Origin of the sequence: Streptomyces sp. NPDC001744, from assembly GCF_042892575.1 — a bacterium.
In the GTDB taxonomy this organism is placed as follows: domain Bacteria; phylum Actinomycetota; class Actinomycetes; order Streptomycetales; family Streptomycetaceae; genus Streptomyces.
The window spans coordinates 97,739-115,944 of the sequence record NZ_JBIAUG010000010.1; the positions used below are offsets into that span (position 1 = coordinate 97,739).

Here is an 18,206-nt window from a genome sequence, read left to right on the forward strand (position 1 = left end):
CGACGGAGCGCTCCCGGCGGGTCGGCCTCGGTGGTTCGCCCCGGCGGGTCGTCCCCGATGGGGGAGCGGACCGGCCGGGGACGACCCGGTCGGGGAGGCCGGACCGAGGAGTAACTCGGCGCCCCAGCCTTTACGGTGGGTCCATGAACGTCTTCGGAGTGGACATCGGCGGCTCGGGCATCAAGGGCGCTCCCGTGGACCTGGAGCGCGGCGCGCTCACCGCGGAGCGACAGAAGGTACTGACTCCACAGCCCTCCACACCCGACGGGGTGGCGGACTGCGTCGCGGAGGTCGTGGAGCACTTCGGCTGGACGGGACCGGTGGGAGTGACCTTCCCCGGCGTGGTGACGGGCTCCACGATCCGTACGGCCGCCAATGTCGACAAGTCGTGGATCGACGTCGACGCGGGCGCGCTCCTCGGTGAACGCCTCGGGGGACTCCCCGTGACCGTCCTGAACGACGCGGACGCGGCCGGGATCGCGGAGATGACCTTCGGCGCGGGCCGGGGCCGCAAGGGCACGGTGATCATGCTGACCCTCGGCACGGGCATCGGCTCCGCCCTCTTCGTCGACGGCCGGCTCGTCCCCAACACGGAGCTGGGCCACCTGGAACTGAAGGGCCACGACGCGGAGAAGCGGGCCTCCACGAAGGCCAAGGAGGACGAGGACCTCACCTGGGAGCACTGGGCGACCCGCAGGGTGCGGAAGTACCTGGAGCACGTGGAGATGCTGTTCTCGCCGGAGCTCTTCATCATCGGCGGCGGCGTCAGCCGCAAGGCGGACAAGTTCCTCCCGCTCATCGAGGGCGTCCGCGCGGAGATCGTCCCGGCGGAGCTCCAGAACAACGCGGGCATCGTGGGGGCGGCGATGGCGGCGCGGGCGGCGTCCGGAGCCTGAGGGGGAAGGGCCGGGGGCAAGGACGGGGAACGGGGAGCGGACGCGCCCGGCTTCCGGCCCCCGGCCCCGGCCCGTCCGGCGCGACGGATGCCCGGCCCCCGGCCCCGGCCTGTTCGGCGCGACGGATGCCCGGCCCCCGGCGCACCGGTGAGCCGGGCCTGCCGGTGTGCCCGGCCCGCCCGTGTGCCCGGCTCACCGGGCCTTGGCGGCCCTCGTGGTTTTCGTACCCTTCGTACCCTTTACGTCTTGCGCGTCTTTCGCGTCCTTCGGGGCCGGTGTCGAGGCCGGGGACGGAGGGCCGGCCGCTCCCCGGCCCGGCCGGGGCCGTCGCTGTCGCCGCCCCATGTCCCGCACCTTGCGGACGCTCGTGATGACACCGGCGACCAGGGTGCCGCCGTACAGCCATCCCGCCTGGACGGCCAGGGCGGTCACGACGGCCATGGCCTGGCTGCCGAGGCCGCCCGTGCCGCCCGCGACGGGGACGATGCCGACGGCGAAGGCGATGGGGACGCCGATGGGGGCGGTGACCAGGTCGGCGGTACGGACCCAGAGCGCGGTCAGGGCGCTGACCAGCAGGAACACCAGCCCGTAGGCGACGGGGGAGGCGTCGAGGAGCAGCAGGTCGAGCAGACCGGCCGCCAGCATGACGGCCGAGGCGAAGAGCCCGGCGCCGAGGCCGGTGAGCCGGGGCGCGGGGAGCCGCCGCAGGGCGAGGACGACGGGAGGCACGGGCCGGCCGCCGGGCCGCCGGGCGGGGGCGCGGTCCGGGGTGCGGCCGGGAGTGCCGGGAGATCCGGCCCGTTCGGCGCGGGCGCCACCGGGGGCCCGCCCGGCACCGCGGGTCACGCGGTGCGCGGAGGCGCCCTCCGCGAGCGGACCGGAGGGGGCGGCGTGCGGTGCGGCGGGCGGCGGGGCGACGGGCGGTTTGCCGGGGGATTTCGGCCGTCGGCGCCCTTGGGGCCGGCTTGTCCTGTGCTGCTCCATCCGACCAACGTAGGTCGGCGGGGGGCGGGAACCGGGTCCGGGACACGCGCTTTGGGCGACCTTGCGCCCGAGAACGGCCGAAGGCCGACGTCACCGGCCGGTTCGCCCCGCCCGTAAACTGGGGGACCGGCCCCCCGTCCACACTTCAGGAAGTCGCCACCGTGTCGCTCACGATCGGAATCGTCGGTCTGCCGAATGTCGGCAAGTCGACCCTGTTCAACGCCCTGACCAAGAACGACGTACTGGCGGCCAACTACCCGTTCGCCACGATCGAGCCCAACGTCGGCGTCGTCGGCGTCCCCGACGCCCGCCTCGCCAAGCTCGCGGAGATCTTCGGCTCGCAGCGCGTCCTCCCGGCGACGGTCGACTTCGTCGACATCGCGGGCATCGTGCGCGGCGCGAGCGAGGGCGAGGGCCTGGGCAACAAGTTCCTGGCGAACATCCGCGAGTCGGACGCCATCTGCCAGGTCATCCGCGCCTTCAAGGACGAGAACGTCGTCCACGTCGACGGCAAGGTCTCGCCGAAGGACGACATCGAGACGATCAACACGGAGCTGATCCTCGCGGACCTCCAGACGATCGAGAAGGTCCTGCCGCGCCTCCAGAAGGAGTCCCGGATCAAGAAGGACGTGGCGCCGAAGGTCGCCGCGGTCGAGGCGGCCCAGGCGATCCTGGAGCGCGGCGACACCCTCTTCTCGCAGGGCGTCGTCCAGGGCTCGGAGAAGGCGGAACTCCTCCACGACCTGCACCTGCTCACCGCGAAGCCGTTCCTCTACGTCTTCAACGTGGACGAGGACGAGCTGACCGACGACGCCTTCAAGGCGGAGCAGAGCGCCCTGGTCGCCCCGGCGGAGGCGATCTTCCTCAACGCCAAGCTGGAGCAGGACCTCGCGGAGCTGGACGAGGAGGACGCCATGGAGCTCCTCCAGTCCGTCGGCGCCGAGGAGCCCGGCCTCGCCACCCTCGCCCGCGTCGGCTTCGACACCCTGGGCCTCCAGACCTACCTGACGGCCGGCCCCAAGGAGTCCCGCGCCTGGACCATCAAGAAGGGCGCGACGGCCCCCGAGGCGGCCGGTGTCATCCACACCGACTTCCAGAAGGGCTTCATCAAGGCCGAGGTCATCTCCTTCGCCGACCTCGTGGAGACGGGCTCGGTCGCCGACGCCCGCGCGGCCGGCAAGGCGCGCATGGAGGGCAAGGAGTACGTGATGCAGGACGGGGACGTCGTGGAGTTCCGCTTCAACGTCTGACGCCAGGTCAATATCTGTGCCCGACCCGCCTGTTGCCGGGTCGGGCACAGTTGTGTGTCCGCCGTGAGTCCTCGATCCCGCGATGCGGTGACAGCGTTTGGCCGGACGGCGTGGCGGCGACGCGGTCTCAGACCTTGACGACCTCCACGGAAGGGCCGCACAGGAGTGTCAGGTCCTCGGGGTCGGAGGTGAGGACGGTGACCGGCTGGGGCGCGTTGCGGGCGATGGCGGCGAGAGCGGCATCGATGGCGTACTCGTGACCGTGAAGGTGATGGCTGCGAAGGAGGATGGCGGCCTGGTCGGTGATCTCCTTGGTGACGTCGTGAACGTCGATGCGGGAGAGGACCCACTTGATGCGGGCCGGGTGGATGCGCTCGTAGTCGGCCTCAAGCGTGGTCATGGCGCTGGTGGCGACGCGGACGCCCTCCTCCGACGCCGCCTGGACCAGGGCCACGACGGTGCGGTCCTTGCGGTAGAGCTTCGAGAGTCCTTCGCTGTCGAGCAGGAGGGTGCCGGGCATCAGGTGGCGGCCCCGCCGGCCTGCCGGTGGTCGTGGCGCAGCAGCGCCCGGGCGGCCTCGACCTCCTCGCGGGTGAGAGCTTCATTCTCGGTCTCGAAATCGGAGACGATCTCCCGCAGCTTGTCCATGGCGACCCTCTGTTCGAGAGCCTCGGCGACGTAGGCGGAGAAACCGCCGGGCCCGACATGGGCGCGTACGGCCTCGGCGAGATCCTCGGGCAGGCTGATCGAATACTTCCTACTACCGCTCATGGGGCCGATCCTACCGGCGGTCGTAAGTCTGGGGGTGTGAATGGCTGCCCCGGGGTTCGGTCGATCCGCAGGGAGCTGCGAACGTCCGTCGAGGCCGGTGCGGGCGGTGGGAAGATGCGGGGAGGGCCAGAGAGGGGCGGGAAGCGTGCGGCATGCGCTGGACGGGTTTCCGCCGTGCTGCAGCAGCCCTTCGGCGGTCGGACAGGGGTCGCCTGCGTGGCGTTCCGGTCACGGTCGCCGCGTCGAGGCGCCCCGCGCCTGGTCGACCGCTGCGGAGAACGCCTCCGGCGCGGCTTCCTCCCGTCCCGGGGCGCGCCGGGGAGCCGGGACCGCGAACGCCGGCCATGTCGCACAGCGCGCCCGGGAGCCCACGCGGCACGGCGGAGGCTCCGTCCGGGAACGGACGGAGCCTCTGGTCCCGGGCATCCGGATCAGCCCAGGAGGCGTCCTGCGGCGGACTCCCGCGCGGATCGCGACTTGCGGAGATCGCGTGCGACGACCGCCTTCTGCAGCCAGCGGTCGGCCCCGTCGTAGCGTGCCGTGAACGCGCGACGGCCGTGCACGGCGAGGTAGTTGTCGACGATCAGCAGGCTGCCCGCTTCCACCACCACGTCCTGCTGCACCCGCTCCAGCTCCGTCACCAGCTCCTTGAGCGCCACTTCCGCTTCGTGGTCGCCGTCGACGCAGCGCATGAAGAACGGGTCGATGCGCAGGTACGGAGCGTCCTCGGCGCCGAAGAGCACGGCGACGGGCTCGGGGTTGTCCCGCATCGCGCGCATCCGCAGCAGTCCGGGGTCGTTGGGCCGCTGAACGGCGAGCTGACGCAGGTGCTCGTCGTCGGGCAGGATGTAGAAACGCGGTTCGGACAGCACCCGCCGCGTGTCCGCCGACAGTTCCACCTCCTGGACCGAAGCCAGCGTCGTCGGAACCCGGTCGTGGTTGCGGATGCCGAAGAGGGCCAGGTAGTCGCAGCGGTAGGGATGGAACGCGTCCTCGGTGTGCCATTCGAGGAGCACGTCGCTGCCGTGCCCGTTCTGCTCGCCTTCTTCGCCGGCGATGGGCAGCACGTTCTGGATCATTCGTCCGGACTGCAGCGTGGGCCAGCTGAACACTTCGCCGAGGCACTGGCCCATCAACCCGAGGAAGAGCTCTTCCCGGCGGGTGCGTCCGGCGGCCGCGGCCTCGGCCCAGGTGCCGGGTGTCGGGCCGACGGCCTCGTCGTCGACGCCGAAGCCGCGCAGCAGGAAGCCGGCGGCCGCGTCGTTGCGCCGGAAATCCTCCAGGGCCCGGCGAAGACCGGTCGGGACCTTCGACACCAGCTCCCAGGCGTTGTCGTAGAACGCCTGCTCGCCGGGATCGCTCTGTGCCACGTGCGGGTCGGAGAGCAGCTGCTCGAGGGACGCTATGTCGTCGGCGGAGAGGTCGTAGTTCAGGATTCCGCGGTACTGGCTCATGGGCGCCTTACTCAGGGTGTCGGATGTGGGGTGACGGTCTTTTAAAGGCCGGTGTGCGGGATGCGGTCCTGCTGTTCTTCCGCCGCGCTTCCCCCGGGGGCCCACCACGGGATGTGACGGTCGAGAGGGGCGATCGGCATGACGGCCTTGAACATGTCGTTCTCCATGGTGGCCAGTCGCACGTCGTACGGTTTGCCGACCGCGGCGAAAGCGCGTTGGATTCCCGTGCGCTGCCGGTCGATGAACTTGGCGTTCCGCTCGAAAGTGCTGACGGGTTGCAGCAGGAAGTAGGTCCGTTGGTCGCCGTGGCTGTACCGCGGCGATGTCTCCGGGTAGCAGGGGGCGAAGGAGACCAGGAAGAACAGTTCGCCCTCGATCATCGCGTACCAGCGTTCATCGGGCTGCGGATCGTCGGGAATGTACACGCTCGGGAACATCCGGGTGAGCGTGGTGTAGAAGCGTCGGGTGAGATCCACCAGCGCGTCCAGCGTGGTGCCGAGCGTCGGCTCCTCGAAGGTGATGATCATGCCGTCGAGCGAGCGTTCTTCGGCCGTGCGGAAGAAGTCCGAGATGAGGTCACGGTGCCGCGCCAGCTCGTTCTCGACGTCATCGGTCGGAATGGTGATCCCGGGCCCCAGCTTCGACGGCTTGGCGAAGGGGCAGTACGTCTTCTGCGTGATCTCCTCGAAGCTCATCCCTGGTTCCCCGCCTTCACTGCTTCCGCGCCCGCCGGCGCCGGTGCGCTATGGGCTTTCGTGGCCCGGCAGCCGATGACGTAGAACCACCAGCTGGCTATCACGACGGCGATCAGGACGTAGAACATCGCGGCCGGCACGAAGTGCTGGAGCAGGAAGCCGCAGAGGATCGGTCCCAGGGCGATGCCGATGTGAATGAGATTCTGTGCCCCGAAATAGCTGCCGCGCAGGTTGTCGGGGGCGATGGAGTCGATGAACGTGAACTCGGCGGGCACCAGGACGACCTCGCCGAGGCTGAAGACCACCACGGCGGCGACGATGACGGCCGCGTTCGTGGACAGCGACATCGCGACCAGCCCGATGACGAAGGCGCCGATCCCTACGGTCAGCCACTTCAGGAGGTTGTCCTGCTTCAGGCGGCTGCCGAGGGCGTACTGGGCGCCGATGACCGTAATGGCGTTGGCGGCGGAAATGTAGGCGACCAGCTTGTAGGCGGTGTCGCGGTCCTCCACCAGGACGAGGTACTGCGACATGAAGGTCAGGAGGGGCCCGTACACCACGATGCTGAGAATTCCACCGATGGTGAAGTAGGTCAGACGCCGGTCCGCCCCCATCACCTTCAGCACGTCGCGGAACTTGGGGGTCTCTTCCTCGTCCTGCTTCTCCGCGCTCTGCTCCGTTTCCCCGGCCGGTGTCGTCGTACCGGTGCCGGCGGGCAGGAACCGTTGGCGGAAAATTACCAGAGGCACCAGGGAGGCGCCAATGACGATGACGCTGAGGAAGAACGGCCCGCCGGATCCGAGCGTGAGCGCGGCGATGCCCAGGAAGGGGCCCACCGCCGCACCGATGTTCTGCAGCGAATACCGCAGGGAAAACACCTTGACGCGGTTCTCGGCCGGCACCAGTTCGGAGAGCAGGGCACTGCCGGCGACGCCCATCGACCAGGAGGCGACGTTGGTCATCAGCAGGATGACCGTGACGGCGACCGGATCGTGGAACACCGTCAGGCTGAGATTGAACAAGATGATCGCGATGTCCAGCGCGATCACCAGATCGATTTTTCTGAACCGGTCCGCGAGGTAGCCGCCGTAGACGCCCGCCAGCGTGCCGACCAGTACGCTGCCGCCGATCACGTAGCCGATGGTGGCGCCGTCCATGCCCACCGTGTCGTACAGGTAGATGGGCATGTAGGCCAGGATCGCGAAGGAACTCAGGCTCCGCGCGGCCGCGGAGGCCAGGAGGACCTTCATCGCGAACGGAAGTCCACGGACCATCGTCAGGAAGTTCTTCATCCGTTTTCCCCTGCCGCGATCGTTTCGAGCGTACCGATGATGGATTCCTTGATCTCGTCGATCTGGTCGTCGTCGAACACCTCGGGGTGGTATCCGACGGTGAAGGTGAGGTGCCGGTCCGGAGTCACCGTGATGCTGAGCGGGTAATGCGGAATGCCCGCCCCGTCCTGCGCCCGCTCGCGCACCCGCAGTCCGTCGGTGCCGCTCTCGTCGAGGAGATCCGCGGGATAGCTCTGGAACACGTAGCAGGCGTCGAACAGTTCGCCCGCCCCGAAGATCCGCTGGATCTCGGTGAGCTCGAGGGAGCGGTGCGGGAAGACGTCCAGCTGCGACTCCTGCACCCGGGCCATGGTCGCGCCGACGGGTTCGCCCGGCTGGACGCGCACGCGCAGCGGCACGGTGTTGAGCAGCAGCCCGACCATGGACTCGACGCCGTCGAGTTCGGCCGGCCGCTCGGAGACGGTGTTGCCGAACAGCACGTCGTCGCGCCCGGTGAGGCGGCCGAGCGCGATGCCCCACGCCGTCTGGAGGGCCGTGTTGAGGGTCACCCCGGCCCGTGCGCACCGCTGCCCCAGTGAAGCGGTCAGCTCCGGCGTCAGCGTGACGTCCGTGGAGCGCAGCGGGACGTCCGGCGCCGGCTTGGCGGCATGGACCCTGGACGGGCCGTCGACGCCCGCCAGGTAGCTCCGCCAGGCCGACACCGCGGCCTCGCGGTCGCACGACGCGAGCCACGCCAGGTAGTCCCGGAAGGGCGGCGCCGCCGGCAGCCGCTCGCCGCGGTACAGGGCGAACAGCTCCCGCCACACCAGCGAGTTCGACCAGCCGTCGAGCAGGATGTGGTGGTCCCCGACGAGCAGCCGGTGCCGCTCCGGTCCGAGGCGCAGCAGGGTGAAGCGCATCAGCACGGGCGTCGACAGGTCGAACCGCCGGCTCTGGTCCGCGGCGAGGATCTCCGCCTCCCGGCGCTCCTGCTCCGCCGGTGCGAGCCGGGACAGGTCGTGCACGGTCCACGGGACCTCCACCTGTTCCCGCACCACCTGCACCGGCGCCTGGACGCCCCTGTGGGTGAAGCCGGCGCGCAGGTTGGGGTGTCTCGTCAGGAGCGCGTGCGCCGCCCCTCGCAGCCGCTCGGTGTCCAGCGGCCCGTCCAGGTCGAACAGGCTCTGCCGCTGATAGGGGTCGGGGCCGTGGTGGTCGGCGGCGGTGTACAGCAGGAAGCCCTGCTGGAGCGGGGTGAGCGGCAGGATGTCGCAGAGGCCGGGGTAGTCGGTCTCCAGCTGGTTGATGGCCGACTGCTTGACGTCGACCGAAGCGACGTCCGAAGGGGTCAGCCCACCGAGCTCCGGATGCTCCGCGAGGCCGGCCAGCGCGACCAGGAAGGTCGTCCACCGGTCGGCGAGCGCCCCCACGGCGGCTTCGGTGAACCGTGTGGCGTCCCAGGACCAGACGGTCTCCAGGGCCTTGCCGTCACCGGTCGGCCGGACGTCGATGCCGAGAGCGGGTTCCGTACCGCCGTCCCCGAAGCGCGCGTCGCCGTCGGCACGGTCCGTACCGGCGGGCATCACCCGGAAGCGCACGTGCGAAGTCCCGTACGGGGACAGCCGCCGCGCGGCCGCGGGGTCGGCGAGCAGCGCGGAGTGGTTCCGGCCGGCTTCCGGTACGGCGCGTACCTGCTCCTTGACCCGCTTCAGCACACGGGCCAGCTCGCGCGGTTCGGCCAGGACCTTGTCCAGGTCCGGGGTGCCCGGGTTGAGGCGCACCGGGTGCGCGGCCGGGGAGTCCGCCGTGGCCAGGTCGAGCCGCAGCCAGGCGCCGGCTTCCGGCAGTCGCGTACGGCGCCACTCGACGAGCACCGGAGCGAGCGCGGCCACCGCGATGTGTTCGGGGCCGCAGTGGTACAGGCGCGGCAGGTCGGTCAGCAGCCGCTCGGCGTCCTCGCCGGTGACGCGCCGGGTGATGCGTCCCCGGTCCACGCCGGGTGAGGCGCCGGACACCGGGTAGGCCGGGTCGGGAGTCCGCAGGATCTTCTCCCAGGCGTCGACGTCCACGACCGCGCCGTCGTCCGCCGGGTGCGCCTCGGCGTGCTGGGCGGCCCGGGCCACCAGAGCCTCGACCGTCTGCTCGTGGAACACGTCGCGCGGGGTGATCCGGAAGCCCTCCGCGCGTGCCCTGCTGACGAGCTGGATGGACCGGATGCTGTCGCCGCCGAGGTCGAAGAAGCGGTCGTCGGCGCCGACCGCCGCCAGGCCGAGGACGTCGGCGAAGAGCGCCGCCATCGCCACTTCCCGCGGCGTGGCCGGCGGCCGTCCCGTCCGGGAGCCGAACTCGGGCGCGGGCAGCCGCCGGATGTCCAGCTTGCCGTTGGGCGTCAACGGCAACGCGTCCAGTACGACGACGGCGGCGGGCACCATGTGGTCCGGCAGCCGTCGTGCCGCGTGGCGGCGCAGTTCGGTGGCGAGGCCGAGGCCGCGATCGGCGGCCTGGGGGTCGTTGGCGAGCTGCCGCGGCGGACGCCCGTCCTCGTCCGAGGCCAGGAACACATCGGTCAGCCCCTGCCCCGGGGCCCGCCCGTCGGCGAGGAACACCACGTCGAACCGGTCGCCCTCCTCGGTGTCGGTCCACGTCGGGTGCACGGTGTAGCCGAGCCCGGCGCCGATCCCGCACAAGGTCTCGGGGTCGACCCCGGGCCGTACGTCGGCGGCCTCGGACAGGTCGCGTACGGAAGCGCCGGTTCCGGAAGCCACCCGCCGCGCGGTCGCCACCTGTGCCGTCACCCGGCCGTTGGGGACGCCGGTGACGCGCAGCGCCCGGGGCCGGGCCGTGGCCAGGTGGGCTTCGACGTCCTCGGCGCTGCTCCACCCGCGCGCGGGCACGTCGGCGAGGGACAGCAGGTCCGCTCCCCGCTTGTGCAGGACCACGTCGTAGCGGAAGTCCGTCAGCTCGTTGCGGAAGGACCCCCGCTTGAGCTGTACGTCCACACCGGCGATGTCCGGGACCAGGTCGCCGATCCGGGCGAAGAAGGCCGGGTCGAGCAGCAGCTCGCTCTCCAGCTCCTGCTGGTGGGCGACGATGTCCCGCACCGTGGCCGGCGAGTCGTCGGCGTGCGCGCCGTCGTGCAGGACGATGGCGGTGACGAAGGCCCGCAGCAGCCGCAGGTTGCGGATGTCGCCCAGCACGATCCGCCCGCCGGGAACGAGCATCTCCGTGGTCCGGCGCACGACGTCGACCAGGTAGTCGACGCTGGGGAAGTACTGCGCCACCGAGTTGATCACCACGGTGTCGAAGCGGGCGGGCGCCAGCGCGCCGACCTCGTGGGCGGCCATGGTGTGCAGCTCGACCCGGTCGCGCAGGTCGCCGCCCGCGATCGCCCCGCCGAGGGTCCGGATCAGGGCGTCGGAGAAGTCCACGCCGGTGTACGCGGTGCAGTGCGGTGCGACCGGCCGCAGGATCAGACCGGAACCGACCCCGACCTCCAGCACCCTGGCCGGCCGCAGGTCGAGGATGCGCCGGACCGTGGCCTCCTGCCACTCGGTCATGTGCTCCAGCGGCAGCGGCTCGTTGTCGTAGCTGGAGTTCCAGCCGGTGAAATCCTGTTCGGCGCCGAGGTCGCGCTGCTCGCTGTATCCCTGCTCGTGGATCTGGTGCCACTTGTCGACGTGATCGATGTCGCGGGCCCCGCCGTGCGCCCGGGGGACCACGTAGCCGACGAGCTGCTGATGGCCGGGGGTGTCCTCGCGGACGACGACGGCGGACTGCGCCACCTCCCGGTGGTCCTTCAGGACCGCGTCGATCTCGCCGAGCTCGATGCGCATCCCGCGGATCTTGACCTGGTCGTCGGCGCGTCCGACGAAGTCCACCACACCGGCCGCACCGTTCGCGCGCCAGCGCGCCAGGTCTCCGGTGCGGTACATGCGGCTGCCGGGGGCGCCGAACGGGCAGGCCACGAACCGCTCGGCGGTCAGGGCCGGCCTGCCAAGATAGCCGCGGGCCAGGCCGTCACCGCTGATGTACAGCTCGCCGGTGACGCCGGGCGGCACCGGGCGCAGCGCGGCGTCGAGGATGTACACCTCGGTGTTGCTCAGCGGGCGGCCCACCGGCACCGACGCGTCCTCGAAGCCGTCCGGGCCGCTGCCGCACTCCCAGTACAGGGTGTCGACGGTGGCCTCGGTCGGCCCGTACGCGTTGATCATCCGGCGGCCCGGCGCCCAGGCGGCGGCCAGCGCGGGCGGGCACGCCTCACCGGCGACCATCACGTTGCCGCAGTCCGCGAGCGCGTCCGGGGACATCCCGCTGAGGATGGTGGGCGAGAAGGTGACGTGCGTCGGCCGGTACCGGGCCGTCACCGCACGCTGCCGGTCGGCGGAGAGCAGCTCGTCGGGCGAGGTGAGCACGACGGTCGCGCCGGCGAGCAGGGTGCAGCACAGCTCGCAGAACGTCGGGTCGAAGTTGATCGAGGAGAACTGCAGGAACCGCGAGCCCGGTCCGAGCCGGAACCGCTCGAGGTAGCTGTGGGCGAGGTTGGGGATGCCCCGGTGCGTGACGGCGACGCCCTTGGGGCGCCCGGTGGAGCCGGAGGTGTAGATGACGTACGCCAGGTCGTCCGGGCGCAGCGGCGCGCGGCGGTCCGCGTCCGTCGGCGCGTCGGAGCGGTGCCGCGCCAGCTCGCCCGCCGTGTCCGGGGCGTCGAACTCCAGGCGCGGCAGCCGCCGCGCCCCGTCGGTCAGCTTCGCGACGACGTCGCTCGTGGTCAGGAGCATGACGGGAGCGCTGTCCTCGATCATGAAGGCGAGGCGGTCCGGCGGATAGTCCGGGTCGAGCGGCAGGTACACGCCGCCGGCCTTGAGGATGCCGAGCAGCGCGCACAGCAGTTCGGGGCCGCGCCGCATCGCGAGTCCGACCACGTCGTCACGGCCGACGCCGCGGGAGATCAGCCAGTGGGCGATCCGGTTCGACCGGCGGTCCAGCTCGGCGAAGGTCAGCTCCGTGTCCTCGTGGACGAGCGCGACGGCGTCGGGGGTGCGGGCCACCTGATCGGCCAGCAGCCGCGGATAGGTCGCACCGGACAGTTCCAGGCCGGTGTCGTTCCAGTCCCGCAGGATCGTGCGCCGCTCGGCCGCGCCCAGGACGTCGACGGACGCCAGCGGACGCGCCGGGTCGTCGGCCACCGACCACAGCACCCGCAGCAGCCGTTCGCTCAGGGTCTCGGCCGTGGACCGGTCGAACAGGTCGGTCGCGTACTCGATCTCACCGCTGAGCCCGTCCGGCCGGCCGCCCGCGGTGAACCGCTCGGTCAGCTCGAAGGTCAGGTCGAACTTCGAGGTGCGGGTCGGCACCACCTCGAGCGCCGCCGCCGGCTCACCGAGGCGCCACTGCGGGGCCGCGTTGTTCTGCAGCACCAGCATGACCTGGAACAGCGGGTGGTGGCTGGTGCCGCGGGTCGGGTTCAGCACCTCGACGAGGTACTCGAACGGCAGGTCCTGGTTCTCGTACGCGGCCAGGTTGGCGGTCCTGACCCGGGCCAGCAGGTCGGTGAAGGCCGGATCGCCCGAGGTGTCGGTGCGCAGCACCAGGGTGTTGACGAAGAAACCGACGTTGTCGTCGACGGCACGGTCGGCGCGTCCGGCGAGGGCGCTGCCCAGGGGGATGTCGGTGCCGGCGCCCAGCTTGGTCAGCAACGTCGCCGTGGCCGCCTGGAGCACCATGAACAGGCTGACGCCCTCCCGCTTGGCCAGCTCTGTCAGCCGGTCCGCGAGCGGGGCCGGCACCTCGAAGGGCACCACGTCGCCCCGGTAGGTCGCCGTGACGGGGCGCGGACGGTCGGTGGGCAGCTCCAGCAGCTCCGGCGCGCCGTCGAGCTGCGCGCGCCAGTAGGCGAGCTGCCGCGTCATGAGGCTGTCCGCGTCGTCGGTCGAACCGAGGAGTTCGCGCTGCCACAGGGTGTAGTCGGCGTACTGGACCTCCAGCGGCGGCGTCGTGGGAGCCGTGCCCGCGCGGTGGGCGGTGTACGCGTCGCACAGGTCGCGCACCAGCGGGACCAGCGACCAGCCGTCACTGGCGATGTGGTGGATGCACAGCAGCAGCACGTGCTCGTGTTCGCCGGTGCGGAACAGGTCGACGCGGACCGGGATGTCGGTGGTGAGGTCGAAGAGGTGTCCCACCGCCGTGTCGATGGCGGCGGGCAGCTCCTGGTCCGTGACCTCGTGCACGGAGATGTCGGCGGCGGCGGCCACGGCGGCGTCGGAGCCGGCCACCACCACCTGTTCGGCGCCGAAGGGCCCGTCCGCGAACCGGGTGCGCAGGCTTTCGTGCCGCTGCAGGAGGTGGACGACGGCCGCGCGCAGCGCCGCGATGTCGAGCTCTCCGGTCAGCCGTACCGCGACGGGCATGTTGTAGGTGGCGCTGGGGCCTTCCATCCGGTGGAGGAAGTACAGGCGCTGCTGGGCGTACGACAGCGGCAGCGAGGCGCCGCGCTCCATCGGGCGCAGGGCGGGACGGGCCCGCTCGGCTCCGGTGAGCAGCAGGGCGAGGGCGGCCGGGGTGGGCTCGTCGAAGACGGCGCGGATGGGTATCTCGACGCCGAGTTCGCCGCGGACGCGGGCGACGAGGCGGTTGGCGGCGAGCGAGTTGCCGCCGCGGTCGAAGAAGCTGTCGTCGGCACCGACGTCGCTGAGCCCCAGCACCTCGCCGAACAGCCCGGCCAGCACCCGCTCCTGCGGGGTGGCCGGAGCCCGGCCCGACCCGGTGCCGGAGCGGGTCGCCGCCGGCAGCGCCTTGCGGTCGATCTTGCCTGCCGGAGTCAGCGGGAAGCGGTCGAGGATCCCGATGCCGGACGGCACCATGTGCGCCGGGAGCCAGGCGCCGAGGGCGTGGCGCAGCTCGTCGGCCGTGGGGCTGTGGCCGCCCGCCGGTACGACGTACCCGGTCAGCTGGGCCACGCCCGAGACGTCCTCGCGCATGATCACGCGCGCCTGGGCCACCTGGGGAAGCCGGCGCAGCGCCGCCTCGATCTCGCCGAGCTCGACGCGGTAGCCGCGGATCTTCACCTGCTCGTCGGTCCGGCCGACGAAGTCCAGCGTGCCGTCGGCACGCTGCCGCACCAGGTCTCCGGTGCGGTACATGCGGCTTCCGGGGGCGCCGAACGGGCAGGCCACGAACCGCTCGGCGGTCAGCGCGCCGCGTCCGCGGTAGCCGCGGGCCAGGCCGTCCCCGGACAGGTAGAGCTCGCCCGTCCCGCCCCGCGCCACCGGCGCCAGGCGGTCGTCCAGGACGTGGACCCCGGTGTTCCACAGCGGGCGTCCGATGGTGACGGGCTCCCCGGCGGTCACCGGCGCCAGGAGCGACCAGATGGTGGTCTCGGTCGGGCCGTAGAGGTTCCACACCGAGGCCGTGCCCGCGGCGAGGAAGTCGGCGAGGTCCTGCGGCAGCGCCTCGCCGCCGCACAGCAGCCGCGCCGTACCGGGAAGTTCGGCCGGGCTCCAGTCGGCCTCCCGCAGCAGCTGCCACAGCGCCGGGGTTCCCTGCACCAGCGTGGGCCCGGCCGCGGCCAGGTACCGGCGCAGCGCCACGCCGTCCACGGTGGTCTCCCGCGGCACCAGGTGCACCGCGGCGCCGTTCACCAGCGGCAGGTACAGCTCCAGTCCGGCGATGTCGAAGGAGATCGAGGTGGTGGAGAGGACGACGTCGCCCGGGTGCACCTCGAACCGGTCGGTCAGGCAGTCCAGGAAGTTCGCGAGCGAGCGGTGCGTGACGACGACCCCCTTGGGGCGCCCCGTCGAGCCCGAGGTGTAGATGGTGTAGGCGCCGCGGTCCGGGTCGAAGTCCGGGCCGGCGGTGCCGGCCGGAGCCGGGACCCGCGGGTCCTCCTGCCGGTCCTCCCGCCGGTCCAGGTACAGCACCGCGCCCGTGTCGACCCCGGTCAGCTCGTCGAAGCCGGCCTCCGCCTCCCGGGTGGTGATCAGCGCCCGGGGCGCGGCGTCGGCCACCATGTAGGCGAGCCGGTCCGGCGGGTAGTGGGGGTCCAGCGGCAGGTACATCGCCCCGGCCTTGAGGGTGCCGAGGAGCGCGGCGACCAGATCGGGGGAGGTGGGCAGGAGGATCCCGACGATGTCCTCCGCCCCGATGCCCCGGTCGGTCAGCCGGCGCGCCACCCCGTCGGCCCGGGCGTCGAGCTCGCCGTACGTCACGACGGTGTCCCCGGCGACCAGCGCCGGTGCCCCGGGGGCACGGGCGACCTGCTCCGCGAACCGGCCGAGGAGACCGGTCGCCGGTGCCGCTCCCCGGACGAGGGCGTCGAAGCGTTCGAGTTGTTCGGTCATGAGGCCAGTTCTCCCGCCACGGCGCCCGGGTGAACGGGGCCCAGGTCTGTCCAGTTCTTCTCGATGTGCTCGGCGCAGGCCGTCCGTGCTCCGGGGCCGAAGTCGGTGTGCCATCCGGCGGGCACGGCGGCGGACGCCGGCCACAGGGAGTACTGACCGGCGGCGTTGCGCAGCACGAGGTACACGCCGGTGGCGTCCTCGAACGGGTTGGTGGCTGTGCTGTCCATGCTGATCAGTTCTCGCCCAGGTAGTTGAGGGTGCGGGCCACGAGGTACGGGGCCTCTTCGATGCAGAGCCGCTGGCCGTAGAAGTCGGAATCCAGCACTTCCGCGGTCAGCTCGCCCTTGACGACCGAACTCCAGTCCTCGAGCGTGTGGTTGTCGCGCGCGAGGAGCAGGAGCAGATCGACGTCGGCGGGCTCGGGGCGGTACGACTCCCACGCCCGCGCGGTGCTGACGAAGGAGGTGTAGAGGCGGCGGCAGAACGCCTCGGCCCGCTCGTCGAAGCCCAGGCCCGTGCCGAACATGGCGGCGGCCGAGTTGCGCAACGCCAGTTCGAGGTCGGCGTCCCGCGGGTCCATCGCCGGAAACTGTTCCGTGGTGCCCGACATGCGCAGGAGGCCCTCGTAGAAGTCCACGATCAGCTCGTCCTCGGTCATCACACCGGCGGAATCCCGCTCGATGTAACCGTCGACCACGATCGTCCGGCCGACGGCGAGCCCGCGGTCGGCGGCGATGCGGTTGATCTCCAGGCAGAGCGCTCCGCCCGCGCAGGAGCCGAAGAGGTGGAACTCGTCCTCGCCGAACTCGTCCTGCAGCGCGTCCGCGTAGAGCCCGGCGAGCCCCTGGATGTCGTCCGGCACGCTCCCGGCGCCCTCGACCAGCAGGGGCGACTGCAGCCCGTAGCAGGCCCGGTCCGTGCCCAGCTCCCGGACGAGCCGGCCGTAGCCGTCGACCATGCCGTGCCCGGCGTGGACGAAGACGATCGGGGTGCGCGCACCCTGGTTGCTCATCCGGATCAGCGCGATCTCGGCGTTGGCGGCCTGCGGCTGCGCCTTCTCCGCGCTCAGTTCGGCGATGGTCTGGAACCGCATCAGGTCGCCCATGTTGAGCCGCCAGCCGAGGCGCTGGTTGATCTGCTCGATGGTGACGAGGGCCGTCAGCGAATCGCCGCCGGCCTGGAAGAAGTTGTCGTGCACGGTCACGTCGTGCTTGAGCGTGGTGCTCCAGATGTCCAGGAGCATCTGTCGCACCAGGCTCGGTGCCACCGGTTCGGCCGGCGGGATGACAGCCGTCTGGGCTGCGGTCATGTGCTGTGTCCTTTTCGGGAATCTCGCGGGCGGTCGGCCGGGAACTGTCCGCCGGATCGGGCCGTGGGCCGGATCCGGCCCCGGTGCAGTGCGGCTCCTGGGGCGTGTGTGCCGGGCTCCGTCGGCAGACGGGACCTTCGGCACACGCCCTAGGCCAGAACGGGCCCCGGGCCGGTCCGGTGCGACAGGCCGGGCCGCCCGTCCAGGTGGACGTAGACCCGGTGCAGCCAGCGGTCGTTGCCGTCGTAGCGGGGGGTGAACTCGGTACGGCCGTGCACCACGAGGCGGTTGTCCAGGAACGCCATGTCGCCCGGCCGCAGCACCAGCTCCGACGCCACCTCGGCCAGGGCGGCGCCGAGCCGGCGCAGCGCCTCGCCGGCCTCGCCGTCGAGCGCCCTGGTCGCGTTGAAGTCGACCTGGATGTCCGGGTCGTCGAACGATCCGTTCAGGACGCCGTGCGCGGTGGCCGCGTCGCCCGCGTGGAACGACGGCGGCGCCTCGGTGACGAAGCGGGGCTGGCGCAGGATCGCCACGTCGCCGTCGTCGAGCAGCACCCGCGCCCGCCGTATGGAGGAGAACAGGGTGCCCGCCGTGCCCTCGTGGTCGCTGCGCAGGCACAGCAGTCCGATGAGGTCCGGCCGGTGCGGGTGGAAGGCGTTCTCGTTGTGCAGTTCGAGCTCGACGGAACCGCCGTTGCTCTGCGAGGCCGCCAGCACCGGGACCGGTACGACGTTGTGCACCAGCGCGCCGTGCTTCTCGTCGCGGAAGGCGAACACGTCGCCGAGCTGCTGGCCGAGGAGCATGGCCGTCGAGGCGGGCACCGTGGCTCCGCGCTCCACCGAGTCCGGCACCGACGGAGTGGCGGGCAGCCTCTCCGCGTCGACGGGGAGGTTCCTGACCAGCAGGGTTCCGCCGGGGCCGGGCGCGGAGCGGAAGTCGCGCAGGGCTTCGAGCAGCCGGACCGGCAGCCGGCAGCTGTGCCGCCGCGCCTGCGCCAGCCAGCGGGGATCGTCGATCCGCCCGGCGGCCGGGAACCGGTGCAGTTCCTCCGCCAGGGCGCGCACCTCGGTGCGCTCCCGGTCGGTCAGCGTCACGCCCGACCGGTCGGTGTCCTCGGGGATTCGATGGCTCAACACGTGCAGGGGCATGTCTGGTCCTCTGAGCGTCTGCGCAGCCTTGATGCTGCATGGCACGCCGCGTCCGTTCGCGCGGTGTCTGGCAGTCACGAGCCGCATCGGCC

12 protein-coding genes are annotated in these 18,206 nt (G+C 71.7%); 2 read left to right on the forward strand and 10 right to left on the reverse strand.

Annotated elements, in window-relative coordinates:
- Positions 1-143: 143 nt before the first annotated feature.
- Positions 144-896 carry a polyphosphate--glucose phosphotransferase gene (gene ppgK / locus ACFYZY_RS14530; protein WP_388693399.1) on the forward strand — a complete coding sequence of 251 codons (753 nt, stop codon included), beginning with the start codon at positions 144-146 and terminating at the stop codon, positions 894-896.
- Between the two features lie 192 nt (positions 897-1,088).
- Here the strand turns inward: ppgK and ACFYZY_RS14535 are convergent, their stop codons facing one another.
- Positions 1,089-1,880, reverse strand: a complete 792-nt coding sequence (locus ACFYZY_RS14535) for a DUF6542 domain-containing protein (protein ID WP_388693401.1) — start codon at positions 1,878-1,880, stop codon at positions 1,089-1,091.
- 161 nt (positions 1,881-2,041) lie between these two features.
- Here ACFYZY_RS14535 and ychF point away from each other — a divergent pair, with 161 nt between their 5' ends.
- Positions 2,042-3,130, forward strand: a complete 1,089-nt coding sequence (gene ychF, locus ACFYZY_RS14540; RefSeq protein WP_388693403.1) for a redox-regulated ATPase YchF — start codon at positions 2,042-2,044, stop codon at positions 3,128-3,130.
- Between the two features lie 127 nt (positions 3,131-3,257).
- Here the strand turns inward: ychF and ACFYZY_RS14545 are convergent, their stop codons facing one another.
- From ACFYZY_RS14545 to ACFYZY_RS14585, 9 genes are all read right to left on the reverse strand, one after another.
- Positions 3,258-3,650 (reverse strand): DNA-binding protein, encoded by a 393-nt coding sequence (locus ACFYZY_RS14545; RefSeq protein WP_388693405.1) that lies wholly within the window; start codon positions 3,648-3,650, stop codon positions 3,258-3,260.
- Positions 3,650-3,901: a hypothetical protein gene (locus ACFYZY_RS14550; protein WP_388693406.1), complete on the reverse strand. Its 252-nt coding sequence runs from the start codon at positions 3,899-3,901 to the stop codon at positions 3,650-3,652. Before ACFYZY_RS14550 ends, ACFYZY_RS14545 begins: the two co-directional genes overlap by 1 nt.
- Positions 3,902-4,332: 431 nt before the next feature.
- Positions 4,333-5,355, reverse strand: coding sequence for a guanitoxin biosynthesis L-enduracididine beta-hydroxylase GntD (gene gntD, locus ACFYZY_RS14555; RefSeq protein WP_388693408.1), 1,023 nt, complete (start codon positions 5,353-5,355; stop codon positions 4,333-4,335).
- Positions 5,356-5,396: 41 nt separating this feature from the next.
- Positions 5,397-6,050, reverse strand: coding sequence for a hypothetical protein (locus ACFYZY_RS14560; RefSeq protein WP_388693409.1), 654 nt, complete (start codon positions 6,048-6,050; stop codon positions 5,397-5,399).
- Complete coding sequence (locus ACFYZY_RS14565) at positions 6,047-7,342, reverse strand: MFS transporter (protein WP_388693411.1); 1,296 nt, start codon at positions 7,340-7,342, stop codon at positions 6,047-6,049. Before ACFYZY_RS14565 ends, ACFYZY_RS14560 begins: the two co-directional genes overlap by 4 nt.
- Positions 7,339-15,657: an amino acid adenylation domain-containing protein gene (locus tag ACFYZY_RS14570; protein ID WP_388693413.1), complete on the reverse strand. Its 8,319-nt coding sequence runs from the start codon at positions 15,655-15,657 to the stop codon at positions 7,339-7,341. The genes ACFYZY_RS14565 and ACFYZY_RS14570 overlap by 4 nt, the downstream gene beginning before the upstream one ends.
- Positions 15,654-15,884 carry an MbtH family protein gene (locus ACFYZY_RS14575; protein ID WP_388693414.1) on the reverse strand — a complete coding sequence of 77 codons (231 nt, stop codon included), beginning with the start codon at positions 15,882-15,884 and terminating at the stop codon, positions 15,654-15,656. The genes ACFYZY_RS14570 and ACFYZY_RS14575 overlap by 4 nt, the downstream gene beginning before the upstream one ends.
- A 5-nt stretch (positions 15,885-15,889) precedes the next feature.
- Positions 15,890-16,966 (reverse strand): phosphopantetheine-binding protein, encoded by a 1,077-nt coding sequence (locus tag ACFYZY_RS14580; RefSeq protein WP_388693416.1) that lies wholly within the window; start codon positions 16,964-16,966, stop codon positions 15,890-15,892.
- Positions 16,967-17,115: 149 nt separating this feature from the next.
- Positions 17,116-18,114 (reverse strand): TauD/TfdA family dioxygenase, encoded by a 999-nt coding sequence (locus ACFYZY_RS14585; RefSeq protein WP_388693418.1) that lies wholly within the window; start codon positions 18,112-18,114, stop codon positions 17,116-17,118.
- Positions 18,115-18,206: the final 92 nt, after the last annotated feature.